Source organism: Streptomyces sp. NPDC029041, from assembly GCF_040637515.1.
GTDB lineage: Bacteria > Actinomycetota > Actinomycetes > Streptomycetales > Streptomycetaceae > Streptomyces.
In genome coordinates this window covers 137294-161891 of the sequence record NZ_JBEZWO010000003.1, presented here as the reverse complement: position 1 = coordinate 161891, position 24598 = coordinate 137294, and the positions used below count along the sequence as shown (strand labels likewise).

General features: G+C 70.3%; 26 protein-coding genes. 15 read left to right on the top strand and 11 right to left on the bottom strand.

Translation table 11 applies throughout. From position 1 onward, the window contains the following. Positions 1-36: 36 nt before the first annotated feature. The 5 genes from pgl to tkt are packed head-to-tail and all read right to left on the bottom strand — an operon-like array spanning position 37 to position 6684. Positions 37-822, bottom strand: a complete 786-nt coding sequence (pgl, locus tag AB0F04_RS08005; RefSeq protein WP_362038994.1) for a 6-phosphogluconolactonase — start codon at positions 820-822, stop codon at positions 37-39. Then, entirely contained in the window at positions 819-1919 is a 1101-nt protein-coding gene (gene opcA, locus AB0F04_RS08000) for a glucose-6-phosphate dehydrogenase assembly protein OpcA (RefSeq protein ID WP_362038991.1), read from the bottom strand. The genes pgl and opcA overlap by 4 nt, the downstream gene beginning before the upstream one ends. Next, entirely contained in the window at positions 1916-3439 is a 1524-nt protein-coding gene (gene zwf, locus AB0F04_RS07995) for a glucose-6-phosphate dehydrogenase (protein WP_053671181.1), read from the bottom strand. The genes opcA and zwf overlap by 4 nt, the downstream gene beginning before the upstream one ends. 4 nt (positions 3440-3443) lie before the next feature. Next, positions 3444-4562: a transaldolase gene (gene tal / locus AB0F04_RS07990; RefSeq protein ID WP_362038988.1), complete on the bottom strand. Its 1119-nt coding sequence runs from the start codon at positions 4560-4562 to the stop codon at positions 3444-3446. Positions 4563-4596: 34 nt separating this feature from the next. After that, positions 4597-6684: a transketolase gene (gene tkt, locus AB0F04_RS07985; protein ID WP_362038985.1), complete on the bottom strand. Its 2088-nt coding sequence runs from the start codon at positions 6682-6684 to the stop codon at positions 4597-4599. 347 nt (positions 6685-7031) lie between these two features. On the opposite strand from tkt, the gene AB0F04_RS07980 reads away from it, so the two are divergent. The 3 genes from AB0F04_RS07980 (at position 7032) to AB0F04_RS07970 (ending at position 9640) form a co-directional block, all read left to right on the top strand. Then, positions 7032-7985, top strand: coding sequence for a heme o synthase (locus AB0F04_RS07980; protein ID WP_362038982.1), 954 nt, complete (start codon positions 7032-7034; stop codon positions 7983-7985). Between the two features lie 66 nt (positions 7986-8051). After that, positions 8052-8384, top strand: a complete 333-nt coding sequence (locus tag AB0F04_RS07975; protein ID WP_362038980.1) for a hypothetical protein — start codon at positions 8052-8054, stop codon at positions 8382-8384. Positions 8385-8533: 149 nt separating this feature from the next. Further along, positions 8534-9640, top strand: a complete 1107-nt coding sequence (locus AB0F04_RS07970) for an amidohydrolase family protein (RefSeq protein WP_362038977.1) — start codon at positions 8534-8536, stop codon at positions 9638-9640. Here the strand turns inward: AB0F04_RS07970 and AB0F04_RS07965 are convergent. From AB0F04_RS07965 to AB0F04_RS07950, 4 genes are read right to left on the bottom strand one after another with little or no spacing between them, the layout of a single operon-like run. Continuing rightward, positions 9637-10644 (bottom strand): COX15/CtaA family protein, encoded by a 1008-nt coding sequence (locus AB0F04_RS07965; protein ID WP_362038975.1) that lies wholly within the window; start codon positions 10642-10644, stop codon positions 9637-9639. The genes AB0F04_RS07970 and AB0F04_RS07965 overlap by 4 nt on opposite strands. Positions 10645-10698: 54 nt before the next feature. Then, positions 10699-11415, bottom strand: a complete 717-nt coding sequence (locus AB0F04_RS07960; RefSeq protein WP_362039785.1) for an ABC transporter permease — start codon at positions 11413-11415, stop codon at positions 10699-10701. Between the two features lie 56 nt (positions 11416-11471). Continuing rightward, positions 11472-12395 (bottom strand): ABC transporter ATP-binding protein, encoded by a 924-nt coding sequence (locus AB0F04_RS07955; protein ID WP_362038972.1) that lies wholly within the window; start codon positions 12393-12395, stop codon positions 11472-11474. Between the two features lie 31 nt (positions 12396-12426). Next, a complete protein-coding gene (locus AB0F04_RS07950) occupies positions 12427-13239 on the bottom strand; it encodes an AAC(3) family N-acetyltransferase (protein WP_362038970.1) in 813 nt (270 codons plus the stop codon). Positions 13240-13400: 161 nt separating this feature from the next. Here AB0F04_RS07950 and AB0F04_RS07945 point away from each other — a divergent pair, with 161 nt between their 5' ends. The 8 genes from AB0F04_RS07945 to AB0F04_RS07910 are packed head-to-tail and all read left to right on the top strand — an operon-like array spanning position 13401 to position 19960. Further along, positions 13401-14123, top strand: coding sequence for an ArsR family transcriptional regulator (locus tag AB0F04_RS07945; protein ID WP_362038968.1), 723 nt, complete (start codon positions 13401-13403; stop codon positions 14121-14123). Continuing rightward, the gene (sufB, locus tag AB0F04_RS07940) at positions 14120-15541 is read left to right on the top strand and encodes a Fe-S cluster assembly protein SufB (RefSeq protein WP_362038966.1); all 1422 of its coding nucleotides are present in this window, start codon (positions 14120-14122) and stop codon (positions 15539-15541) included. The genes AB0F04_RS07945 and sufB overlap by 4 nt, the downstream gene beginning before the upstream one ends. A gap of 58 nt (positions 15542-15599) precedes the next feature. Further along, the gene (gene sufD, locus AB0F04_RS07935; RefSeq protein WP_362038965.1) at positions 15600-16784 is read left to right on the top strand and encodes a Fe-S cluster assembly protein SufD; all 1185 of its coding nucleotides are present in this window, start codon (positions 15600-15602) and stop codon (positions 16782-16784) included. Continuing rightward, complete coding sequence (locus AB0F04_RS07930) at positions 16781-17098, top strand: non-heme iron oxygenase ferredoxin subunit (protein ID WP_362038963.1); 318 nt, start codon at positions 16781-16783, stop codon at positions 17096-17098. Before sufD ends, AB0F04_RS07930 begins: the two co-directional genes overlap by 4 nt. A 7-nt stretch (positions 17099-17105) precedes the next feature. Then, positions 17106-17891, top strand: coding sequence for a Fe-S cluster assembly ATPase SufC (sufC, locus tag AB0F04_RS07925; RefSeq protein WP_362038961.1), 786 nt, complete (start codon positions 17106-17108; stop codon positions 17889-17891). Beyond that, positions 17888-19144: a cysteine desulfurase gene (locus AB0F04_RS07920; protein ID WP_362038959.1), complete on the top strand. Its 1257-nt coding sequence runs from the start codon at positions 17888-17890 to the stop codon at positions 19142-19144. The genes sufC and AB0F04_RS07920 overlap by 4 nt, the downstream gene beginning before the upstream one ends. A 16-nt stretch (positions 19145-19160) precedes the next feature. Further along, entirely contained in the window at positions 19161-19631 is a 471-nt protein-coding gene (gene sufU / locus AB0F04_RS07915) for a Fe-S cluster assembly sulfur transfer protein SufU (protein WP_053670669.1), read from the top strand. Then, on the top strand, positions 19628-19960 hold the full coding sequence (locus AB0F04_RS07910; protein WP_053670670.1) for a metal-sulfur cluster assembly factor: 333 nt from the start codon (positions 19628-19630) through the stop codon (positions 19958-19960). Before sufU ends, AB0F04_RS07910 begins: the two co-directional genes overlap by 4 nt. 64 nt (positions 19961-20024) lie before the next feature. Here the strand turns inward: AB0F04_RS07910 and AB0F04_RS07905 are convergent, their stop codons facing one another. Beyond that, a complete protein-coding gene (locus AB0F04_RS07905; protein ID WP_362038955.1) occupies positions 20025-20861 on the bottom strand; it encodes an AbfB domain-containing protein in 837 nt (278 codons plus the stop codon). A 200-nt stretch (positions 20862-21061) separates the two neighbouring features. Between AB0F04_RS07905 and AB0F04_RS07900 the strand changes: the two genes are divergently transcribed. From AB0F04_RS07900 to AB0F04_RS07885, 4 genes are all read left to right on the top strand, one after another. Then, a complete protein-coding gene (locus AB0F04_RS07900) occupies positions 21062-21382 on the top strand; it encodes a multidrug efflux SMR transporter (RefSeq protein WP_053670672.1) in 321 nt (106 codons plus the stop codon). Further along, positions 21382-21930 carry a TetR family transcriptional regulator gene (locus tag AB0F04_RS07895; protein ID WP_362038952.1) on the top strand — a complete coding sequence of 183 codons (549 nt, stop codon included), beginning with the start codon at positions 21382-21384 and terminating at the stop codon, positions 21928-21930. The genes AB0F04_RS07900 and AB0F04_RS07895 overlap by 1 nt, the downstream gene beginning before the upstream one ends. 202 nt (positions 21931-22132) lie before the next feature. Continuing rightward, entirely contained in the window at positions 22133-23122 is a 990-nt protein-coding gene (gene dapD / locus AB0F04_RS07890; RefSeq protein ID WP_053670674.1) for a 2,3,4,5-tetrahydropyridine-2,6-dicarboxylate N-succinyltransferase, read from the top strand. Positions 23123-23261: 139 nt separating this feature from the next. Beyond that, positions 23262-23492 (top strand): hypothetical protein, encoded by a 231-nt coding sequence (locus tag AB0F04_RS07885; RefSeq protein WP_362038950.1) that lies wholly within the window; start codon positions 23262-23264, stop codon positions 23490-23492. A gap of 82 nt (positions 23493-23574) precedes the next feature. Here the strand turns inward: AB0F04_RS07885 and dapA are convergent, their stop codons facing one another. Beyond that, positions 23575-24567, bottom strand: a complete 993-nt coding sequence (dapA, locus tag AB0F04_RS07880; protein ID WP_362038948.1) for a 4-hydroxy-tetrahydrodipicolinate synthase — start codon at positions 24565-24567, stop codon at positions 23575-23577. Between the last annotated feature and the right edge of the window lie 31 nt (positions 24568-24598).

Genomic DNA, 24598 nt, shown 5'->3' with positions numbered 1-24598 from the left:
GCACGGAGGTCCAGGGTGCGGAGCCCCCTGGCATGCCTAGGCCGAAGCCGGCGGGTACAGGGAACGCGGCAGTTGCGAAGCCGCCGGCCCGTCCAGCAGCCACAGCGTCCTGCTCCTGCCGTACGCCCCCGCCGCCGGGGCCTGGATCTCGCCCGCGCCCGAGAGGGCGATCGCGGCCGCCTGGGCCTTGTCCTCCCCGGCCGCGAGAAGCCACACCTCACGGGCCGCCCGGATCGCCGGCAGCGTCAGCGTCACCCGGGTCGGCGGCGGCTTGGGCGCGCCGTGGACGCCCACGACCGTACGCTCCGTCTCACGCACCGCCGGCAGCTCCGGGAACAGCGACGCCACATGCGTGTCCGGCCCGACGCCCAGCATCAGCACGTCGAACGTCGGCACGGGCCCGTGGTTCTCCGGGCCCGCCGCCGCTGCCAGCTCCTCCGCGTACGCGGCCGCCGCCGCGTCCACGTCGGTGCCGTGCGGCCCGTCCGACGCGGGCATCGCGTGCACCCGCTTCGGATCGAGCGGCACCGAGTCGAGGAGAGCCTCCCTCGCCTGGGTGATGTTGCGCTCGGGGTCGCCCTCGGGGAGGAACCGCTCGTCGCCCCACCAGAGGTCGAGCCGGCTCCAGTCGATCGCGTCCCGGGCGGGCGCCGCGGCCAGCGCGGCCAGCAGGCCGTTGCCGTTGCGGCCGCCCGTCAGGACCACGGACGCCGAACCCCGGGAGGCCTGCGCGTCCACGACCCTGGTGATCAGCCGGGCCGCCGCGGCCTGCGCCATCAGCTCCTTGTCGCGGTGGACGACCAGCTGCGGTGCCGTGGTCACTTCGTCGTCGCCTTCCGTACCGGCTCCAGCTCGGGCGGTTCCCGCCTCACCGGTGCCTGCGCCGTCGCTTCCGCGGCGGGTGCTTTCGCAGCCCTTTCAACGGGAGCGGGAAGGGCGAGTCCTGCTCGCCCTTCACTTTTGGGCACCGACTGCCCTGCCGGCGCCGACGACGGGGACTTCAGCCGGTCCACCCCATACCGCAGCGCCGACGCGTACGTGTCGTCCGGGTCGAGCCGCCGCAGCTCCTCCGCCATAAGCTCGGCGGTCTCCCTGCGCTTGAGCGCGACGGCCCGGTCCGGCTGGCCCTCGATGGAGAGCGTCGCCAGCGAACCGTCGGCACGGTCCAGCTTGATCGGGCCGCAGTTGGTGTCCATCCGGACGGCTGTCAGACCGGGGCCGCTGGACAGCGAGCGCTTCACGGGAACGTCCAGCCGGTCCGCGAGCCACATCGCCAGCAGCTCGCAGCTCGGGTTGAACTCCTCGCCCTCCACCTCGACGGCCCGCACCTCGCAGGCGACCTGGTCGAGGGCCGCCGCCAGCATGGAACGCCAGGGCGTGATGCGGGTCCAGGACAGATCCGTGTCGCCGGGGGTGTAGGTCCCCGAGCGGGTCGCCAGGTCGCGGACCGGCTGCTCGGAGGCGTAGGTGTCGGTGACGCGGCGCTGAGCGAGGGCACCCAGGGGGTCCTTCGCCGGGTCGAGCGGTGCGTTCACCGGCCACCACACCACCACCGGGGCGTCCGGCAGCAGCAGCGGCAGCACCACCGACTGGGCGTGGTCCGCGACCTCGCCGTACAGCCGGAGCACGACCGTCTCGCCGGTGCCCGCGTCCGCGCCGACCCGGACCTCGGCGTCCAGACGGGACTGTGTGCGGTCGCGGGGCGAGCGGGAGACACGCTTGATGACCACGAGCGTGCGCGAGGGGTGCTCGTGCGCGGCGTCGCTCGCGGCCTTCAGCGCGTCGTAGGCGTTCTCCTCGTCCGTCACGATGACCAGCGTGAGCACCATGCCGACCGCCGGAGTGCCGATCGCCCGCCGCCCCTGCACCAGGGCCTTGTTGACCTTGCTGGCCGTGGTGTCCGTGAGGTCTGTCTTCATGGCCGGCGCCAGCTCCGTCCGTGTCGCTCGAGCATTTCGTCCGCCTCGACGGGCCCCCAGGTACCGGCCGGGTACTGGGCGGGCTTGCCGTTCTTGTCCCAGTACTCCTCGATCGGGTCGAGGATCTTCCAGGACAGCTCGACCTCCTCGGTGCGCGGGAAGAGGTTCGAGTCACCCAGCAGAACGTCCAGGATCAGACGCTCGTACGCCTCCGGGCTCGACTCGGTGAAGGACTCGCCGTAGGCGAAGTCCATCGACACGTCCCGGATCTCCATCGACGTACCCGGCACCTTCGAACCGAAGCGGACCGTCACGCCCTCGTCCGGCTGGACGCGGATGACGATCGCGTTGGAGCCGAGCTCCTCGGTGGCCGTCGAGTCGAAGGGGGAGTGCGGGGCCCGCTGGAAGACGACCGCGATCTCCGTCACCCGGCGGCCGAGGCGCTTGCCGGTGCGCAGGTAGAAGGGGACGCCCGCCCAGCGGCGGTTGTCGATCTCCAGCTTGATCGCGGCGTACGTGTCGGTCTTCGAGGAGGCGTCGATACCGTCCTCGTCGAGATAGCCGATCACCTTCGCGCCGCCCTGCCAGCCGGCCGCGTACTGGGCGCGCACGGTGTCGCGGCCCATGTCCTTCGGCAGCCGCACGGCGCCGAGCACCTTCGTCTTCTCGGCGGCCAGCGCGTCCGCGTCGAAGGAGGCCGGCTCCTCCATCGCGGTCAGCGCCATCAGCTGGAGCAGGTGGTTCTGGATCACGTCCCGCGCGGCGCCGATGCCGTCGTAGTACCCGGCCCGGCCGCCGATGCCGATGTCCTCGGCCATGGTGATCTGCACATGGTCCACGAGGGACCGGTTCCAGATCGGCTCGAACATCGTGTTGGCGAAACGCAGCGCCAGGATGTTCTGGACGGTCTCCTTGCCCAGGTAGTGGTCGATGCGGAAGACCTGGTCCGGGGCGAAGACCTCGTGGACGAGCTTGTTGAGCTCCTCGGCCGACTCCAGGTTGTGGCCGAACGGCTTCTCGATGATCGCGCGCCGCCAGGAACCGCCCGTCTGGTCGGCCAGCTGGTGCTTCTTCAGCTGCTTGATGACCACGGGGAAGGCCGACGGCGGCACCGACAGGTAGAAGGCGAAGTTGCCGCCCGTGCCCTGTGCCTTGTCGAGCTCCTCGATCGTGGAGCGCAGCCGCTCGAACGCGTCGTCGTCGTCGAACGTGCCCTGCACGAAGCGCATGCCCTGGATGAGCTGCTGCCAGACCTCCTCGCGGAAGGGCGTGCGGGCGTGCTCCTTGACCGCGTCGTGGACCTCCTGCGCGAAGTCCTCGTGCGCCCACTCGCGGCGGGCGAAGCCGACCAGCGAGAAACCCGGCGGCAGCAGACCCCGGTTGGCGAGGTCGTACACGGCGGGCATGAGCTTCTTGCGGGACAGGTCCCCCGTGACGCCGAAGATGACCAGGCCCGACGGCCCCGCGATACGCGGGAGCCGTCGGTCCGCGGGGTCACGCAGCGGGTTGCTGCTCGACACCTGTTCAGCCCTCCGAGGGGGCGAGGCGCTGAAGCTCGGCCTCGGTCGACTTCAGCAGGTCGGTCCAGGAGTCCTCGAACTTCTGGACGCCCTCCTCCTCCAGCAGCCGCACCACGTCGTCGTACTTGATCCCGAGCCTCTCGACCGCGTCGAGGTCGGCGCGGGCCTGCTCGTACGTGCCGGAGACGGCGTTGCCGCGGATCTCGCCCTGCTCCTCGGTGGCGAACAGGGTCGCCTCGGGCATGGTGTTCACCGTGTTGGGCGCGACCAGCTCGTCGACGTAGAGGGTGGGCTTGTAGGCCTTGTCCTTCACGCCGGTGGACGCCCACAGCGGACGCTGCTTGTTGGCGCCCGCCTTCTCCAGGGCGCTCCAGCGGTCCGAGGAGAAGACCTCCTCGTACGCCTGGTAGGCCAGCCGGGCGTTGGCGACACCGGCCTTGCCGCGCGCGGCCTTGGCCTCGTCGGTGCCCAGCGCGTCGATCCGCTTGTCGATCTCGGTGTCCACACGGGACACGAAGAACGACGCCACGGAGTGGATCCGGGACAGGTCCAGGCCGCGCTCCTTGGCCTTCTCCAGGCCCTCCAGGAACGCGTCCATGACCAGGCGGTAGCGCTCCAGGGAGAAGATCAGCGTGACGTTGACGCTGATGCCCAGGCCGATGGTCTCGGCGATGGCCGGGATGCCCGCCTCGGTCGCCGGGATCTTGATGAGCGTGTTGGGCCGGTCCACCAGCCAGGCGAGCTGCTTGGCCTCGGCGACCGTGGCCCGCGTGTTGTGCGCCAGGCGCGGGTCGACCTCGATCGAGACCCGGCCGTCCTGGCCGCCGGTGGCGTCGAAGACCGGGCGCAGGATGTCGGCGGCGTCACGGACGTCCGCCGTCGTGATCATGCGGATGGCCTCTTCGACCGTGACCTTGCGGGCGGCGAGGTCGGTCAGCTGTGTGTCGTAGCCGTCGCCCTGCGAGATCGCCTTCTGGAAGATCGACGGGTTGGTGGTGACGCCCACGACGTGCTGCTGGTCGATCAGCTCGGCGAGGTTGCCGGACGTGATCCGCTTGCGCGACAGGTCGTCCAGCCAGATCGCCACGCCTTCCTCGGAGAGGCGCTTGAGTGCGTCTGTCATGGAAATTCCATCTCCTACGTGTCGTATATGAGCGTCAGCGCTGAGCTGCGGCGATCGATTCCCGCGCGGCGGCGGCCACGTTCTCGGGAGTGAAGCCGAACTCGCGGAAGAGGACCTTGCCGTCGGCCGAAGCACCGAAGTGCTCCAGGGAAACGATGCGGCCGGCGTCCCCCACGTACTTGTGCCACGTGAGACCGATACCGGCCTCCACCGCGACACGGGCCCGGACGGACGGCGGCAGGACGCTGTCCCGGTACCCCTGGTCCTGCTGCTCGAACCACTCCACCGACGGCATGGACACGACGCGCGTGGGCACGCCGGCGCCCTGGAGCTGCTCGCGCGCCTCGACGGCGATGTGCACCTCCGAGCCGGTGGCGATGAGGATCACCTCGGCGTCGCCGCCCTCGGCCTCGAACAGGACGTAACCGCCCTTGGCGGCGTCCTCGTTGGGCTCGTACGTCGGAACGCCCTGACGCGTCAGCGCCAGGCCGTGCGGCTGGCCCTTGCCGAACTCCTTCGTCCAGCGCCTGAGGATCTCGCGCCAGGCGACCGCGGTCTCGTTGGCGTCGGCCGGGCGCACGACGTTCAGGCCCGGGATCGCGCGCAGCGACGCCAGGTGCTCGACGGGCTGGTGCGTCGGGCCGTCCTCGCCGAGGCCGATGGAGTCGTGCGTCCAGACGTACGTCACCGGCAGGTGCATCAGCGCCGACAGCCGCACCGCGTTGCGCATGTAGTCGGAGAAGACCAGGAACGTGCCGCCGTAGATCCGGGTGTTGCCGTGCAGCGCGATGCCGTTCATCTCGGCGGCCATCGCGTGCTCGCGGATACCGAAGTGGATCGTGCGGCCGTACGGGTTCGCCTCCGGCAGCGGGTTGTCCGCCGGGAGGAAGGAGCTGGTCTTGTCGATCGTGGTGTTGTTGGAGCCGGCCAGGTCCGCCGAGCCGCCCCACAGCTCGGGGATGACCCCGCCGAGGGCCTGGAGGATCTTGCCGGAGGCGGCACGCGTGGCCACGCCCTTGCCGACCTCGAAGACCGGGATCTTCTCCTCCCAGCCGGTGGGCAGCTCACCCTGGGCGACGCGGTCGTACTCCGCGGCGCGCTCGGGGTTGTTGTCCCGCCACTGCTGGTACGCCTTCTCCCACACCGCGCGCGCCGCCTGGCCCCGCTCCAGCGCCTTGCGGGTGTGCGTGATGACCTCGTCGGAGACCTCGAACGACTGCTCCGGGTCGAAGCCCAGGACCCGCTTGGTCGCCGCGACCTCGTCGTCGCCCAGCGCCGAGCCGTGCGCGGCCTCGGTGTTCTGCGCGTTCGGGGCCGGCCAGGCGATGATCGAGCGCATCGCGATGAACGACGGCCGGTCCGTGACGGCCTTGGCCTTCTGAATGGCCTCGTAGATCGCGGCCGGGTCCAGGTCGCCGTCGGCCTTCGGCTCCACGCGCTGGACGTGCCAGCCGTACGCCTCGTACCGCTTGACGGTGTCCTCGGACACCGCCGTCTCGGTGTCGCCCTCGATCGAGATGTGGTTGTCGTCCCACAACAGGATCAGGTTGCCGAGCTTCTGGTGGCCCGCCATCGAGGACGCCTCGGCGGAGATGCCCTCCTGGAGGCAGCCGTCACCGGCGATGCAGTAGACGAAGTGGTCGAAGGGCGACTCGCCCTCGGCGGCCTCCGGGTCGAACAGGCCGCGCTCGTAGCGGGCGGCCATGGCCATGCCCACCGCGTTCGCGACACCCTGGCCGAGCGGGCCGGTCGTCGTCTCCACACCGGTCGTGTGCCCGTACTCGGGGTGACCGGGGGTCTTCGAGCCCCAGGTCCGGAAGGACTTCAGGTCCTCCAGCTCCAGGCCGAAGCCGGCCAGGTACAGCTGGGTGTAGAGGGTCAGGGACGAGTGGCCGGCGGACAGCACGAAGCGGTCCCGTCCGACCCAGTCGGCGTCCGCCGGGTCGTGCCGCATCACCTTCTGGAAGAGGGTGTAGGCGGCAGGCGCCAGGCTCATCGCCGTACCCGGATGGCCGTTGCCGACCTTCTGTACGGCATCGGCGGCCAGGACACGCGCGGTGTCGACGGACCGCTGGTCCAACTCGGTCCACTCGAGGTCTGTGGTGGTCGGCTTGGTGCTCACCCTGGGTCAGGGCTCCTCTCCACATGTCGGATGCCGGTGTATCGGGGCGCCCACCGGCCGCAGTCGAGCCTACCCCCGTGGGACGTGCGTTTTTTCGAGTCACTCCAGAGTGCCGGGACGGATCCCGATCCGCTTCCTGACTGGGCCGTACCGCATTCGACAGGTGAATACGGAGCCGCTCATCCGGGTGCTCAATCGAGCTCCGACGCGCCCTTCGGAAGGAGCCCGCCAACACGAGTCGACCCCCGCGAATGTCCGAGTCTGGGCAACGTCTAAAGTGGCGTGGTACGCGCGAGCCTTTACCGGGACTTCACAGCGGTGAGGCTTGCTGGGATGTCTCTGTAGGGGTGTGCGTGACGGCCGTTGAATCCCGTCCAGCGGGGATGACCGGGACGGACCTGGGCCCGGCCCACCGGCCGCTCGGGGCCCGTGTCATGGCTTTCGTGGCTCTCACCAAGCCGCGGATCATCGAGCTGCTGCTGATCACCACGGTGCCGGTGATGTTCCTGGCGCAGCAGGGCGTGCCCGACCTGACGCTGGTGCTGCTGACGTGTCTCGGCGGCTACATGTCCGCGGGCGGCGCCAACGCGCTCAACATGTACATCGACCGCGACATCGACGCGCTCATGGACCGCACCTCGCAGCGCCCGCTGGTCACCGGCATGGTGAGCCCTCGTGAGTGCCTGGCCTTCGGCATCACCCTGGCCGTCGCCTCGACGCTGCTGTTCGGCCTCACCGTGAACTGGCTGAGCGCCTGGCTCGCCCTCGGCGCGCTCCTCTTCTACGTCGTCGTCTACACGATGATCCTCAAGCGCCGGACCTCGCAGAACATCGTGTGGGGCGGCATCGCCGGCTGCCTGCCGGTGCTGATCGGCTGGTCCTCGGTCACGAACTCGATGTCGTGGGCGCCGGTCATCCTCTTCATGGTCATGTTCTTCTGGACGCCGCCGCACTACTGGCCGCTGTCCATGAAGGTCAAGGACGACTACGCGCGCGTGGGCGTGCCCATGCTGCCGGTGGTCGCCTCCAACAAGGTGGTCGCCAAGCAGATCGTGATCTACAGCTGGGTCATGGTCGGCGTCTCGCTCCTGCTCACCCCCCTCGGCTACACCGGCTGGTTCTACACCTCGGTGGCCCTGCTGGCGGGCGGCTTCTGGCTCTGGGAGGCGCACGGCCTGCAGAACCGCGCCAAGGCGGAGGTGACGGGCGCGAAGCTGAAGGAGATGCGCCTGTTCCACTGGTCGATCACCTACGTGTCGCTGCTCTTCGTGGCGGTCGCGGTCGACCCCTTCCTGCGCTAGAGCCCTGACGCAGGTCACAGGCCCCTGCCCTCGCCAGCTGATCTACCGGTGAGTAGCATCCTGGCCATGGCAGACACGCAGCAGGTTGACCCGAAGGCCGAGCGCAAGGTGGCCCGGCTGGCCAAGCAGATCTCCTCCTTCTCCCAGGCCCACGGCGGCGCCGAGGGCCAGGTCGCCTACCTCGGCGAGCGCGGCGCCCGCATCGTCCTGGTCGGCGAGGACGGCAACTGGGGCGACCTGGTGGCCCCCTCCTACGAGATCGCCGAGCAGGCCGTGGAGAAGTCGGGCATCACCCGCCACGAGTCCTTCGACGGCGAATTCGCGGCCAAGGTCAAGACCGGCCGCTACGAGTGGTCGCGCATGGCCGGTATCCAGGTCGGCGGCCCCAAGAACGACTGACCTCAAGGGGCGCGGGGAACTGCGCGACCAGCCACATCCGGTCCGCACCCGCCCCACGGCACCGGCCGCCCACTCCGGGACCGCGACCTCGAACCCGGTTCACCCGTTAGGACCCTTGATAACCACAGGGTCCACACCGGGAGGCCCGGATGATCGAAACGCCGTCCTTGGTGGACCAGTACTGCCACGGAGTACTCCGCACGGAGCTGGGCCTCGGCACCTTCGAGGCCCACCTCAGCCGCACCGAGGGCCCGCCCGCCCCCGGCACCACCCTCTTCGACACCCAGACCGGCTTCGCCGTGCGGCGCTGGTGCCCGCCCCTGCTCGGCCTCGAACCCCACTGCGCACCCGCCCGCTACCTCGCCCGGCGCCGGGAACTGGGCGTCCTGGAGTCCGGCCGCCGGCTGTTGCGCGGCAGCGGCATCACGACCTACCTGGTCGACACCGGCCTCCCCGGCGACCTGACGGAACCGGGGGAGCTGGCCAGCGCGGGAGCCGCCCGGGCCCGCGAGATCGTGCGTCTGGAACTCCTCGCCGAGCAGGTCGCCGACACCTCCGGAACCGTCGAGGCCTTCCTCGCCAACCTCGCCGAGTCGGTGCACGCGGCCGCCGCGACCGCCGTCGCCTTCACCTCGGTCGCCGGCCCACGGCACGGTCTCGCCCTCGCGCCGGAGCCGCCCGGGCCGGGGGAGGTGCGGGGCGCGGCCGGCCGCTGGCTCGCCGGGCGCGGGGTCGGCGGAGAGCTGAGCGATCCGGTGCTGCTGCGGCACCTGCTGTGGAGCGCCGTCGCCTCGGGGCTGCCGCTGCAGCTGCACGCGGGGCTCGGCGCACCGGGGCTGCGGGCCGACGGGACGGACCCGGTGCTCCTGACGGACTTCGTCCGGGCCACCGCCGGTCTCGGCACGGACCTGGTCCTGCTGCACGGCTACCCGTACCACCGGCAGGCCGCCCATCTCGCCGGTGTCTTCCCGCACGTCCACGTCGACTGCGGCGCGGCCCTGGTCCGCACGGGCGCCCGGGCCGCTACCGTCCTCGCGGAGATCCTGGAGCTGGCCCCCTTCGGCAAGATCCTCTTCTCCACCGGCGCCCAGGGCCTGCCCGAGCTGCACGTGGTGGGGGCCCGGCTGTTCCGCGAGGCCCTGGGACGGGTGCTCGGCACCTGGGTCGCCGAGGGCGCCTGGTCACCGGCCGACGCCCAGCGGGTGGCGGGCATGCTGGCGTCGGGGAACGCGAGACGGGTCTACGGGCTCGACTAGGCCTTGGTCAGGGTGGCCTCGGCGGCGGGCCCGGGCAGCTCCACGGCGTCCTCAGGCCGCTCGCGCAGCGACAGCACCACCCGCAGCACCCAGATCCACATCACGGCCGAGCCCAGCATGTGCAGGCCGACCAGGACCTCGGGCAGGTCCGTGAAGTACTGGACGTAGCCGATGACGCCCTGCGCGAGCAGGATCAGGAACAGCTCGCGGGTGCGGTGCAGCGGGTTCTTCGGCGCGTCGACCGCCTTGAGGACGAACCACAGGGCGAACGTCAGCGTCACCACGATCCACGCCAGCACGGCGTGCAGCTTGCTCACGGTCTCCCAGTCGACCGGCATCCGCTCGACCTCGCTGGAGTCGCCGGCGTGCGGGCCCGCGCCGGTGACGACCGTGCCGACCAGGATGAGCAGGACGGCCGCCGCGACCAGGAACCACACCAGCTGCTGCACGGCCTTGCCGACCAGCGCGCGGGGCACCGCGTCGCCCTCACGGGTGCGCTGCCACATCACGGTGGCCACCGCGATCAGCGCCGACGTCGCCACGAAGTGGGCCGCGACCGTGTACGGGTTGAGACCGACCAGCACCACGATGCCGCCGAGGATCGCGTTGCTCATCACGATCCAGAACTGAGCCCAGCCCAGCCGCACGAGGCTCCGCCGGTACGGCTTCTGCGAGCGCGCGGCGATGATCGCCCAGCCGACGGCCGCGCAGAGCACGTACGTCAGCATGCGGTTGCCGAACTCGATGGCGCCGTGGACGCCCATCGCGCTGGTGGCGGTGAGCGAGTCGTCGGTGCACTTGGGCCAGGTCGGGCAGCCCAGGCCCGAGCCGGTCAGCCGGACGGCGCCGCCGGTGACGACGATGATCACCGACATCAGCAGTGAGGTCAGGGCCGCGCGCCGGACCGTCCGGGGTTCCGGGGTCCAGCGCTCGGCGATGAAGGCGAGCGGGTTGCGCAGGGCGGCCTGGGCGTCGGCGCGGGTCACGTGTGGCACGCGAACCATCGTAGGCCGCCGCTTGTGCATGCGTTCACGAGGGTCCGTCACGGGACACCCTCCCTACTCCCAGCGGAAGAACTTTCCGGCCGCCGCCAGTCCCGCGACCGCCCAGACGGCCAGGATCCCGAGGTCGCCCCACGGCATCCCGGCGCCGTGCTGGAGCACGTCCCGCAGCCCGTCGGACAGTGCCGAGATCGGCAGCAGCCCCAGTACGTCCTGCGCGCCGGAGGGGAACTTGTCGAGCGGTACGACGACCCCGCCGCCCACCAGCAGCAGCAGGAACACCAGGTTGGCCGCGGCCAGCGTCGCCTCGGCCTTCAGGGTCCCGGCCATCAACAGGCCCAAGCCGGAGAAGGCCGCAGTGCCGAGGACCAGGAGCAGCAGGACGGCGACCGGATTGCCCTGCGGCGACCAGCCGAGCGCGAAGGCGATCACTGTCAGCAGGATCACTTGAAGCACCTCGGTGACCAGCACGGAGAGCGTCTTGGCTGTCATCAGGCCCCAGCGGGGCAGGGGCGAGGAGGCGAGCAGCTTCAGCACGCCGTAGCGGCGCTCGAAGCCGGTGGCGATGGCCTGGCCGGTGAACGCGGTCGACATCACCGCGAGCGCGAGGATGCCGGGCGCGAGGAAGTCGACCGCCTCGCCGGCGCCGGTGTCGACGATGTCCACGGTGCTGAAGAGCACCAGGAGCAGGGCCGGGATGACGACGGTCAGCAGCAGCTGCTCGCCGTTGCGCAGCAGCATCTTCGTCTCGAGGGCGGCCTGGGCCGCGATCATGCGGGGGAGGGGCGCCGCGCCGGGCTTCGGCGTGTACGTCCCGGTGCCGGTGGCGGTCACGAGCGCAGCTCCTTGCCGGTGAGCTCCAAGAAGACGTCCTCCAGGGTGTGCCGCTCGACGGAGATCCTCTCCGGCATCACGCCGTGCTGGGCGCACCAGGAGGTGACCGTCGCGAGCAGCTGGGGGTCGACCTTGCCGACGACCCGGTAGGAGCCCGGTGTCAGCTCGGCGGCCGAGCAGTCGGCGGGCAGGGCCTTCAGCAGCGAGCCCACGTCGAGGCCCGGCCGGCCCGTGAAGCGCAGCGTGTTCTCGGCGCCGCCCCGGCACAGCTCCTCGGGGGAGCCCTGGGCGATGACCCGGCCGGAGTCGATGATCGCCACGTCGTCCGCGAGCTGCTCTGCTTCGTCCATGTAGTGCGTGGTGAGGATCACCGACACGCCGTCGGCGCGCAGGTCCCGCACGAGGTCCCAGGTGGCGCGGCGGGCCTGAGGGTCGAGTCCGGCGGTCGGCTCGTCGAGGAAGACCAGTTCCGGTCGCCCGACCACGGCCATGGCCAGCGCGAGCCGCTGCTGCTGCCCGCCGGACAGCCGGCGGTACGTCGTACGGCCGCAGGAGCCGAGGCCCAGGCGCTCGATCAGCGCGTCCACGTCCAGGGGGTGCGCGTGGAGTCTGGCGATGTGGCGGAGCATCTCGTCGGCCCTGGAGCCCGAGTAGACGCCGCCCGACTGGAGCATCACGCCGATGCGGGGCCGCAGCTGCCCGGACTGTCTCACCGGGTCGAGGCCCAGGACGCGCACCGTGCCGGAATCCGGCTTCCGGTACCCCTCGCAGGTCTCGACCGTGGTGGTCTTGCCCGCCCCGTTGGGACCGAGCACGGCGGTCACGCCGGTCCGGGCCACCAGGTCCAGCCCGTCCACCGCGGTCTTCGTGCCGTACCGCTTCACCAGGGCCTGGACCTGGATCACGGGCTCACTTCGCATGGGTCCAGAGTCTAGGGAGGCGGGCCGCAGCTCAGACCGGCGGGTGGAGGAATTCCTCGTCCCGGGGCCGGTGGACCGCCAGCCACCGTTCTGCGTAGGCCACCGCGTCCGCCACCGGGAACAGCCGCGCCTCGGCCGCGCCGGCCTTTCCGCGCACGACGGGACGGTCGCGTTCGAAGTCGTAGCCCAGCTCGTCGAAACGGTCCGAGCTGATCGACACCTCCATGACGGTCTCCCAGCCCTGGGGCCCCGGCCGCCCCACGGCGACGCGCGGGGACGGTATCCGGTACTCGGCGAGGTGGAAGCTCGTGCAGGACGCGTAGCCGGCGCCGAGCAGCAGCACCCGGGCGCCCATCGCCTCCAGCTTCGCCAGCGGGCTTCGCTCACCGAGCCGGCAGTCGGGCGCGTGCCCCTCGAGCACCTCCGCCGCGCGGGGGCCGAGCGCCGCGAACGAGGTCTGCGGATGCGCACTGCGCCGTGCGCCCGGCCAGGTGCGCACGGTCTCGGGGACGACGCCGACCCCGCGGCTGGGTGTGATCCGCGGGTCGTAGGCGGGCATGGTGGCGCGGATGGCCGCCCACCATTCCGGGGGTACCGGCGGGTTGCTCCACAGGGCCGGGTCGGACAGGTCACCGGTCTGCGTGGGGACGACGAGCGTGCCCTTCGGGCCGAGCGCGTCGAGCAGCCCTCGCACCACCGCGACGGCGCCGCCGTTGACCCAGCCGAGGGCGCTGAGCGAGGAGTGCACGAGGAGGGTCTCCCCGGGGCGCACGCCGAGTTCGCCCAGCTGGGTCCGAAGCGTCTCGCGGGTGACAAGAGGGCCGGTCGGAGCGGGTGTGGGCATGGTTGTGGAGTGTCCCCGATACGGCTGTCGCATGCCACCGGTTTGATCGATCAGAGATCGTTTCCGCAGGTCGGATTAGGTATGCCTAAGTGACGCAGGGCACCGTCGGGTGCCGCGGGCGCGGCTTGCCCGGTCCGGAGGAATTACGCAACAATGGCGTTGTGAAAAACGTCGGCGAGGCACCCCAGGAGGAGCTGGCGACCGGGGAGCGGTCCACCCGCAACCGTGTCGCGCGGTCCATCCTGGACCACGGCCCCTCGACCGTCGCCGAGCTCGCCGAGCGGCTGGGCCTCACCCAGGCGGCCGTGCGCCGGCACCTCGACGCCCTCACGGGTGACGGTGTCGTGGAAGCGCGCGAGCAGCGGGTGTACGGCACGCGGACCCGCGGCCGGCCCGCCAAGGTGTTCGCCCTGACGGACTGCGGCCGGGACGCCTTCGACCAGTCGTACGACACGCTCGCCACGGACGCCCTGCGCTGGATCGCGGACCGTGAGGGCGGCAGCGAGGCGATCGCCGCCTTCGCCCGTGCCAGGATCGCCGCTCAGGCGGGCGCCTACCGCCGAGCCGTCGAGGGCGTGCCGCCCGAGAAGCGGGCCGAAGCGCTGGCCAAGGCCTTGAGCGCCGACGGGTACGCTGCTACGGCGCGCAGCGCGCCCCACCCGCAGCAGGGTGAGCAGCTCTGCCAGCACCACTGCCCGGTCGCGCACGTCGCCGAGCAGTTTCCGCAACTGTGCGAGGCGGAGACGGAATTTTTCGCCGAGCTGCTCGGTACGCATGTACAGCGGCTCGCCACCATCGCGCACGGCGACGGCGTCTGCACGACGTTCATCCCCAAGATTTCCCACAACGCATCTGCAAGCACGGCCGGGAGGAACCCCGCATGACTCTCCCCACGGAGACTGCCCACCCCGAGCTGGAGGGCCTGGGCAAGTACGAGTACGGCTGGGCCGACTCCGACACGGCCGGCGCCTCTGCCAAGCGCGGCATCAACGAGGACGTCGTCCGGGACATCTCCTCCAAGAAGAGCGAGCCGGAGTGGATGACCAAGCTCCGCCTCAAGGGCCTGCGCCTGTTCGAGAAGAAGCCCATGCCGAACTGGGGCTCGGACCTCTCCGGCATCGACTTCGACAACATCAAGTACTTCGTGCGCTCCACGGAGAAGCAGGCGGAGTCCTGGGAGGACCTGCCCGAGGACATCAAGAACACGTACGACAAGCTCGGCATCCCCGAGGCGGAGAAGCAGCGCCTCGTCGCCGGTGTCGCCGCGCAGTACGAGTCGGAGGTCGTCTACCACCAGATCCGCGAGGACCTGGAGGAGCAGGGCGTCATCTTCCTCGACACCGACACCGCCCTGAAGGAGCACCCGGAGCTCTTCAAGGAGTACTTCGGCACCGTCATCCCCGCCGGTGACAACAAGTTCGCGGCCCTGAACACCGCCGTGTGGTCGGGCGGCTCCTTCATCTACGTGCCGAAGGGCGTGCACGTGGAGATCCCGCTCCAGGCCTACTTCCGCATCAACACGGAGAACATGGGCCAGTTCGAGCGGACCCTGATCATCGTCGACGAGGGTGCCTACGTGCACTACGTCGAGGGCTGCACCGCCCCGATCTACAAGTCGGACTCGCTGCACTCCGCGGTCGTCGAGATCATCGTCAAGAAGAACGCCCGCTGCCGCTACACGACCATCCAGAACTGGTCGAACAACGTCTACAACCTGGTCACCAAGCGCGCCGTCGCCTACGAGGGCGCGACCATGGAGTGGATCGACGGCAACATCGGCTCCAAGGTGACGATGAAGTACCCGGCCGTCTACCTGATGGGCGAGCACGCCAAGGGCGAGACCCTGTCCATCGCCTTCGCGGGCGAGGGCCAGCACCAGGACGCCGGCGCCAAGATGGTCCACATGGCCCCGAACACCTCCTCCAACATCGTCTCCAAGTCGGTGGCGCGAGGCGGCGGCCGCACCTCCTACCGCGGTCTCATCGAGATCGGCGAGGGCGCCCCGGGCTCCAAGTCGAACGTCCTGTGCGACGCGCTGCTGGTGGACACCATCTCCCGCTCGGACACCTACCCCTACGTGGACGTCCGCGAGGACGACGTGTCCATGGGCCACGAGGCGACCGTCTCCAAGGTCTCCGAGGACCAGCTCTTCTACCTCATGAGCCGCGGCCTGAGCGAGGACGAGGCCATGGCGATGATCGTGCGCGGCTTCGTCGAGCCCATCGCCAAGGAGCTCCCCATGGAGTACGCGCTGGAGCTCAACCGGCTGATCGAGCTGCAGATGGAGGGCGCGGTCGGCTGACGCCCCGACCGCCGTCCCATCAAGCCCCTCCCGTAAGAAAGCGAGCACTACGACAGCCATGGCTGAGGCCCAGAACATCCCGGTGGGGTCCACCACCGCCGGCTCGATCGCGGTCGCCGCGGAGTCGACCGTCGCCACGCGCATGAGCGCGCCGCCGTCCTTCGATGTCGCGGACTTCCCCGTCCCGCACGGCCGTGAGGAGGAGTGGCGGTTCACCCCGCTGGAGCGCCTGCGCGGTCTACACGACGGCACCGCCGTCAGCACCGGCAACGGCGTGAAGGTCGAGGTCAAGGCCCCCGAGGGCGTCACCGTCGAGGCCGTCGGCCGCGACGACGCGCGGCTCGGCAAGGCCGGCACCCCGGTGGACCGCGTCGCCGCCCAGGCCTACTCGGCGTTCGAGAAGGCCTCGGTCGTGAGCATCCCCAAGGAGACCGTCCTCACCGAGCCCGTCCGCATCTCGGTGCACGGCGAGGGCGGCACCGCCTTCGGCCACCAGGTGATCGAGCTGGGCGCCTTCGCCGAGGCCGTCGTGGTCATCGACCACACCGGTGACGCGGTGCTCGCCGCCAACGTCGACTACCTCCTGGGCGACGGCGCCAAGCTCACCGTCGTCTCCGTCCAGGACTGGGACGAGAAGGCCGTCCACGTCGCCCAGCACAACGCGCTGGTCGGCCGCGACGCCTCCTTCAAGTCGGTCGTCGTCACCTTCGGCGGCGACGTCGTCCGGCTGCACCCGCGCGTGAGTTACGCCGGCCCCGGCGGCGAGGCCGAGCTGTTCGGCCTGTACTTCACCGACCAGGGACAGCACCAGGAGCACCGCCTGCTGGTCGACCACAACGTCCCGCACTGCAAGTCCAACGTCGTCTACAAGGGCGCGCTCCAGGGCGACGACGCCCACGCGGTGTGGATCGGCGACGTGCTCATCGAGGCCAAGGCCGAGGGCACCGACACCTACGAGATGAACCGGAACCTCGTCCTCACCGACGGCGCCCGGGTCGACTCCGTGCCGAACCTGGAGATCGAGACCGGCGAGATCGTCGGCGCCGGCCACGCCTCGGCGACCGGCCGCTTCGACGACGAGCAGCTCTTCTACCTCATGGCCCGCGGCATCCCGGAGCACGAGGCCCGGCGCCTCGTGGTCCGCGGCTTCTTCGCCGAGCTGGTCCAGCAGATCGGCCTCCCCGACATCGAGGAGCGCCTGATCGCCAAGATCGAGGAGGAGCTGGAGGCGGCGGTCGCATGACCTTCGTACGTGCCTGTGGACTGGGCGAGCTGGAGGAGGACACCCCGAAACGGGTGGAACTCGACGGCACGCCCCTGTCCATCGTGCAGACCGAGGGCGAGGTGTTCGCGATCCACGACATCTGCTCGCACGCGAACGTCTCCCTGGCGGAGGGCGAGGTCGACGACTGCCACATCGAGTGCTGGCTGCACGGCTCGCGCTTCGACCTCCGTTCCGGCAAGCCCGACGCCCTCCCGGCGACGCGCCCCGTCCCCGTATACCCCGTAAAGATCGATGGGGACGACGTGCTCGTCTCCCTCACCCAGGAGTCCTGAGGCATCCATGGCAACGCTTGAAATCCGAGACCTGCACGTCACCGTCGAGGCCGACAACGCCACGAAGGAGATCCTCAAGGGCGTCGACCTCACCGTGAAGCAGGGCGAGACGCACGCCATCATGGGCCCCAACGGCTCGGGCAAGTCGACCCTCGCCTACTCCCTCGCCGGTCACCCGAAGTACACGATCACCGGCGGCACCGTCACCCTCGACGGCGAGGACGTCCTGGAGATGTCCGTCGACGAGCGGGCCCGCGCCGGCCTGTTCCTCGCCATGCAGTACCCGGTCGAGGTCCCGGGTGTCTCCGTGTCGAACTTCCTGCGCACCTCCGCCACCGCCGTCCGCGGCGAGGCCCCCAAGCTGCGCACCTGGGTGAAGGAGGTCAAGGAGGCCATGGAGCGCCTCAACATGGACCCCTCCTTCGCCGAGCGCAACGTCAACGAGGGCTTCTCCGGCGGTGAGAAGAAGCGCCACGAGATCCTCCAGCTGGAGCTCCTCAAGCCGAAGATGGCGATCCTCGACGAGACCGACTCCGGCCTGGACGTCGACGCCCTGCGCGTCGTGTCCGAGGGCGTGAACCGCGTCCGCGAGACCGGCGAGGTCGGCACCCTGCTGATCACGCACTACACGCGCATCCTGCGCTACATCAAGCCCGACCACGTGCACGTCTTCTCCGGCGGCCGGATCGTCGAGTCCGGCGGCGCCGAGCTCGCGGACAAGCTGGAGAACGAGGGCTACGAGGCATATGCGAAGCACGACGGAGTCGACACGAAGGGTGGCGCATCCGCGTGACACAGCTGCCGGGCCTCCTCGACACCGAGGCGATCCGCAAGGACTTCCCCATCCTGGACCGCCAGGTCCACGACGGCCGGAAGCTCGTGTACCTGGACAACGCGGCCACCAGCCAGAAGCCGCGTCAGGTGCTGGACGCACTCAGTGAGTACTACGAGCGCTACAACGCCAACGTCCACCGCGGTGTGCATGTGCTCGCCGAGGAGGCCACGGCGCTGTACGAGGGCGCGCGCGACAAGGTCGCGGCGTTCATCAACGCGCCCTCGCGCGACGAGGTGATCTTCACCAAGAACGCCTCGGAGTCGCTCAACCTCGTGGCGAACATGCTGGGCTGGGCCGACGAGCCCTACCGCGTGGACTCCGACACCGAGATCGTCATCACGGAGATGGAGCACCACTCCAACATCGTGCCGTGGCAGCTGCTCGCGCAGCGTACGGGCGCCCGCCTGAAGTGGTTCGGCCTCACCGACGACGGCCGCCTGGACCTGTCGAACATCGACGAGGTCATCACCGAGAAGACGAAGATCGTCTCCTTCGTGCTGGTCTCCAACATCCTCGGCACCCAGAACCCCGTCGAGGCGATCGTGCGCCGCGCCCAGGAGGTCGGTGCCCTGGTCTGCGTCGACGCCTCCCAGGCAGCCCCGCACATGCCGCTCGACGTGCAGGCCCTGCAGGCGGACTTCGTGGCTTTCACCGGCCACAAGATGTGCGGCCCGACCGGCATAGGCGTCCTCTGGGGCCGTCAGGAGCTGCTGGAGGACCTGCCTCCGTTCCTCGGCGGCGGCGAGATGATCGAGACGGTGTCGATGCACTCCTCGACCTACGCCCCGGCACCCCACAAGTTCGAGGCGGGCACGCCCCCGATCGCCCAGGCGGTCGGACTCGGGGCGGCGATCGACTACCTCGAGTCGATCGGCATGGAGAAGATCCTCGCCCACGAGCACGCCCTCACGGAGTACGCGGTCAAGCGGCTGCTGGAGGTCCCCGACCTGCGCATCATCGGCCCGACCACGGCCGAGGAGCGGGGCGCGGCGATCTCCTTCACCCTCGGCGACATCCACCCGCACGACGTGGGCCAGGTCCTCGACGAGCAGGGCATCGCCGTCCGGGTCGGCCACCACTGCGCGCGGCCGGTCTGCCTGCGCTACGGAATTCCTGCGACCACGCGAGCGTCGTTCTACCTGTACTCCACGCCGGCCGAGATCGACGCACTGGTCGACGGCCTGGAGCACGTACGGAACTTCTTCGGCTGACGGGACGAGCGATCGCATGAAGCTGGACTCCATGTACCAGGAAGTGATCCTGGACCACTACAAGAACCCGCACGGGCGGGGCTTGCGGGATGGCGACGCCGAGGTGCACCACGTCAACCCGACGTGCGGTGACGAGATCACGCTGCGCGTGAAGTACGACGGCACCACGATCGAGGACGTCTCGTACGAAGGCCAGGGCTGTTCGATCAGCCAGGCGAGTGCGTCCGTACTGAACGACCTCCTCGTCGGCAAGGACCTCTCCGACGCGCGGAAGATCCAGGAGACCTTCCTGGAGCTGATGCAGTCCAAGGGGAAGCTCGAACCCGACGACGCGATGGAGGACATCCTGGAGGACGCGATCGCGTTCGCCGGGGTGTCCAAGTACCCGGCCCGGGTGAAGTGCGCCCTGCTGAGCTGGATGGCCTGGAAGGACGCGACGGCCCAGGTGCTGGGCGGAGCCGACGCCGAGAAGGAGACGACGGCATGAGCGAGACCGTTGAGATGAAGCCGGCCTCGGAGGAAGAGGTCCGTGAGGCGCTGTACGACGTCGTCGACCCCGAACTTGGCATCGACGTCGTCAACCTCGGCCTGATCTACGGCATCCACATCGACGAAGCGAACATCGCGACGCTCGACATGACCCTGACGTCGGCGGCCTGCCCGCTGACGGACGTCATCGAGGACCAGGCGAAGTCCGCCACGGACGGCCTCGTGAGCGAGCTGCGCATCAACTGGGTCTGGATGCCCCCGTGGGGCCCCGACAAGATCACGGACGACGGGCGCGAGCAGCTGCGGGCTCTCGGCTTCAACGTCTGAGGTCCATCGACGCCACGGAGGGCGGCACCCTGTCGGGTGCCGCCCTCCCGCGTGTTCGAGGTGCTCAGTCCAGTCCGGACACGATCTGGAACGACGCGTCCGAGTAGTACCGGTGACTGTTCTCGAAGGGGTCCAGGCGGAGCTGGAAGTTGCGGTGACGCAGGAAGCGGCCCGGGTAGTTGACCGACTCCAGCGACAGGGTTGTCGAGCGGGACCAGACCCGGGGGCAGAACGTGGCGTCCTGGCGGAACAGGGACGAGCCGTCGTTTCTGTCGGCGACCAGGACGAAGCTGCGGTGGCGGAGGTAGCGGCCGTCCGCGGTGGTGAAGGAGTAGCAGGAGGGGTCGGAGAGGCCGGCGACGCGCTGGAAGGTGGCATCCTCGCGCTGCCCGGCGGCCGAACCGACCTGGTCCAGGCGCACATAGCCGTCCCGCACCCGCCAGTAGCGGTCGGGGAAGTTGACCGAGCGTATGGATATGCCGGTGGAAGCCGGGGGCTTCGGGCGCTTCGAAGGGGTGGTGGGGGACGCCTTCGGCGGCTTCGGGGCCTTCTTCTCGGGCTTCGGACTCGGGGTGGCCTTGGGAGCGCTGGTGGTGGGGGTGGGGGAAGGGTGACGGCGGTGCGTGCCGGGCTTGGGCGTGCCGGACTGGGAGGGGGTCGCGAAGGAGATCAATCCGCCCGGGGCCGAACTGCTGAGGGTGGTCGGCTCCGCCGCGCGGGATTCGGCCTGCTCGGCCTCGCTGTTCATCACGGTGATGGCCGTGACGCACGCGGTGATCGTCGCGAGGGCCAGCGCACCCGCCAGCCAGAGCCGTCGCGTCCCCGGTGCCCGGGTGGTGTCCGGGGCCCAGCCGCTCTCCCAGGGGCGGTCCTGAGGCGGCCGGGACTTGTCTGCTGACATGCGCTGTTCCTCCAGCGGGGCACCCTTGACGGCGGCGCAGTTGTGGTGGCCCGGTGTGTGATCGGTGACACCGTAGTGGACGCCTGGGGCGCCTGTGACGCGTTTGGCGAGAGCGGTTTCCCTCTGTTGCGAGAGTGGATTCTCCCCGTGATCCAACGCCGTTGTGTACGGGCGTACACATAGTCTGTACGCTTGTACATATGGGATATCTGCTGCTGGCCGGGGCCATAGCCGCCGAAGTCGGTGCGACCACCGCCATGAAGTACAGCGACGGATTCAGCAGGCTCGGCCCGTCGCTGCTCACGGTCCTCGGATACGTCGTGTCCTTCGCGTTGCTCGCGCAGACCCTCAAGACCGTCTCGGTCGGCACGGCCTACGCGATCTGGGCCGGGGTCGGCACCGCCGCCATCGCCACGATCGGGTTCGCGTTCCTGGGAGAGGGGATGACCGCCGCCAAGGCCGCCGGGATCGCTCTGATCATCGCCGGGGTCGTGGTGCTGAACCTGGGCGGGGCCCACTGATGGCCCGGCGTCACGACCCCGAGCGGCGGCAGCGGATCATCGACGCGGCGATCCGGGTCGTCGGGGCGAAGGGGATCGCCGGGCTGAGCCACCGCAGCGCGGCCGCCGAGGCCGACGTGCCCCTCGGTTCGACGACGTACCACTTCAAGACCCTCGACGAGCTGCTGGTCGCCGCGTTGCGGCAGGCCAACGAGGGCTTCGCCAAGGTGGTCGCCTCGCGCGGCGGCCTGGAGGACTCCCGCACCGACCTGGCCGCCGAGCTCGCCGCGTGGATGGGTGAGTGGCTCGCGGGCGACCGCACCGGGGTGGAGCTGGAGTACGAGCTGTACCTGGCCGCCCTGCGCCGTCCCGCCCTGCGGCCCGTCGCCGCCGAGTGGGCGGCGGGCGTCGCCGAGCTGCTGTCCCGCCGCACCGATCCGGAGACGGCCCGGGCCCTGGTGGCGGTGGTCGACGGCATCTGCCTCCAGGTCCTGCTGACGGGGGTGCCCTACGACGCGGAGTACGCCCGGGAGGTGCTGGGACGGGTGCTGGCGGGGGCGCGGGGGTGAGATCCGGCGGCAAGGGCGTCGAGAGCGAAAGCCGCGGGGTGGACGGGGTGCCTGCCCGGGCGCCGGAGAGGCCCGGGGCCGGGCGCCCACGGGGACTGTCCGTGCTGCTGAGGGATGTCTTCGCCGAGCGGATACCGCCCGTCCCGTGAGACGTCCTCGCACCGGTTCGCATCGATCGGTGTCCGCCGGTTAGGTTGCCCTCATGACCGACACGACTGCTTCTCGCACCACCGGCGCCGTGGCCGCCGGCCTCGCCACGATCGCCGCCGACGGTACCGTTCTCGACACCTGGTTCCCCGCGCCCGAGCTGGCCGACCAGCCCGGCCCGTCCGGCACCGAGCGGCTGTCCGCCGAACGCGCCGCGGAGCTGCTCGGCGGTGGCGCGACCGCGGCGATCGGCCCGGATGCCCGCCGGGGCGTCGAGGTGGTCGCGGTCCGCACGGTCATCGCCTCGCTCGACGAGAAGCCGATCGACGCGCACGACGCCTACCTGCGCCTGCACCTGCTCTCCCACCGTCTGGTCAAGCCGCACGGCCAGAGCCTGGACGGCATCTTCGGCTTCCTCGCCAACGTCGCCTGGACCTCGCTCGGCCCGGTCGCCGTCGACGACCTCGAGAAGGTCCGGCTGAACGCCCGGGCCGAGGGCCTGCACCTGCAGGTGACCTCCGTCGACAAATTCCCGCGCATGACGGACTACGTGGCCCCCAAGGGTGTCCGGATCGCCGACGCCGACCGGGTCCGCCTCGGCGCGCACCTCGCCGAGGGCACCACCGTCATGCACGAGGGCTTCGTCAACTTCAACGCCGGCACGCTCGGCACGTCGATGGTCGAGGGCCGGATCTCCGCCGGTGTCGTGATCGGCGACGGCTCGGACATCGGCGGCGGCGCCTCCACCATGGGCACCCTCTCCGGCGGCGGCAACGTCATCATCTCCATCGGCGAGCGCTGCCTGATCGGCGCCGAGGCGGGCGTGGGCATCGCCCTCGGCGACGAGTGCGTCGTGGAGGCCGGCCTCTACGTCACCGCCGGCACCCGCGTCACGATGCCCGACGGCCAGATCGTCAAGGCGCGCGAGCTGTCCGGCGCCTCCAACATCCTCTTCCGCCGCAACTCGGTCACCGGCACGGTCGAGGCCCGGCCGAACAACGCGGTGTGGGGCGGGCTGAACGAGATCCTGCACAGCCACAACTGACGGCCCCGGCACGGTCCCAGCACGGTCCCGGCACGGTCCCGTACGGATGACACTGCGTGACCTCGCGGTGGTTTCGGCAGATGAACGGGTGGACGCAGTGTCCGATCAGACGCCGAACCGACGAAACGAGGAGCGGGGCATGAGGAACGAGCGGGGGCGGGCCGTGATGCGCGGGCTGACCGGGGTGATCGCAGTGCTGGCGGTGTGCTGGCTGCCGGCGGGGGCCGCGCACGCCGACGAGACCAACACCGGCTCGCACAACGGCCACCGGGTCGGTCTGATCAACGTGAACACCGGTCAGATCGACGACCCGGCGGAGGACGTGCTGGAGCACACCCTGCTGTTCGGTGACGGGTACGCCTGGAACTGAGCGGGCGGAGCAGACGGGACGGCCCGTACCGCAGGTGACACCGCGGTACGGGCCGTCCCGTTCTCCGTTCGCGGAAGCGTGATCACCTGCTGATCAGGTCGTCGTGGAGGGCGAGCAGTTCGCCGGCCGTCCTGCGGTCGGCCGGCTGAAGGGGGCTGCGGACCGGGCCTGCCGGGAGGGCCAGGGCGTTCAGCACTGCCTTCGCCGTGACGGTGCCCGGCAGGCCCGCCGACATGATCGCCTCGATGAGGGGAGTGGCCTGCTGCTGGAGGCGGGCCGCCCGGGCCGTGTCGCCCGCGTCGAACGCGTCCAGGACCGCCCGCAGGTGGTTCGGGATCACGTTCGCGACCGTGCTGACGTAGCCCGTGCCGCCCACGGCGTACAGCGCGAGGTTGTGTTCGTCGCAGCCCGCGTAATACGCCAGGTCGGTGCGGGCCAGCACCTTCTGGGCGCCCAGGAAGTCGTGGGAGCAGTCCTTCACCGCGACGATCCGGGGGTGTTCGGCGAGGCGGAGGAGCGTCTCCGGTTCGATGCGGGTGCCGGTGCGGGCGGGGATGTCGTAGAGCAACAGGGGGAGTTCGGCCGTGTCCGCGATCTGACGGAAGTGGGCCTCGACCGCGTCCTGCGGGGGTCTGCTGTAGTACGGCGACACCACCAGCAGGCCGTCCGCTCCCGCCTTCTCGGCCTCCCGGGCCAGTTCGGCGGTGTGCCGGGTGTCGGGGGTGCCGATGCCGGTGATGACCCTCGCGCGGTCGCCGACCGCCTCGCGGACTGCTCGGACGAGGTCGGACTTCTCGGCGTCCGTGGTGGTCGGGGATTCGCCCGTGGTGCCGGAGAGGACCAGGCCGTCGCAGCCGTTCGCCACGAGGTGGGTGGCGAGCTGCTGGGCGCCGTCGAGGTCCAGGGCGCCGGACGGGGTGAAGGGGGTGATCATGGCGCAGAGGGTGCGGCCCAGGGGTGGGGTGAGGGGTGCAGGTGGGGTGACGGGTGCGGGTGCGGGTGCGGGTGCGGGTGTGGGTGGCGGTGGCGGTGGGGTCATGGGGGTAGTCTCGGCTCGGCTTTCATGTAGCTCCACTTAATTTTATTACCTGGTATCTATAAGCAAT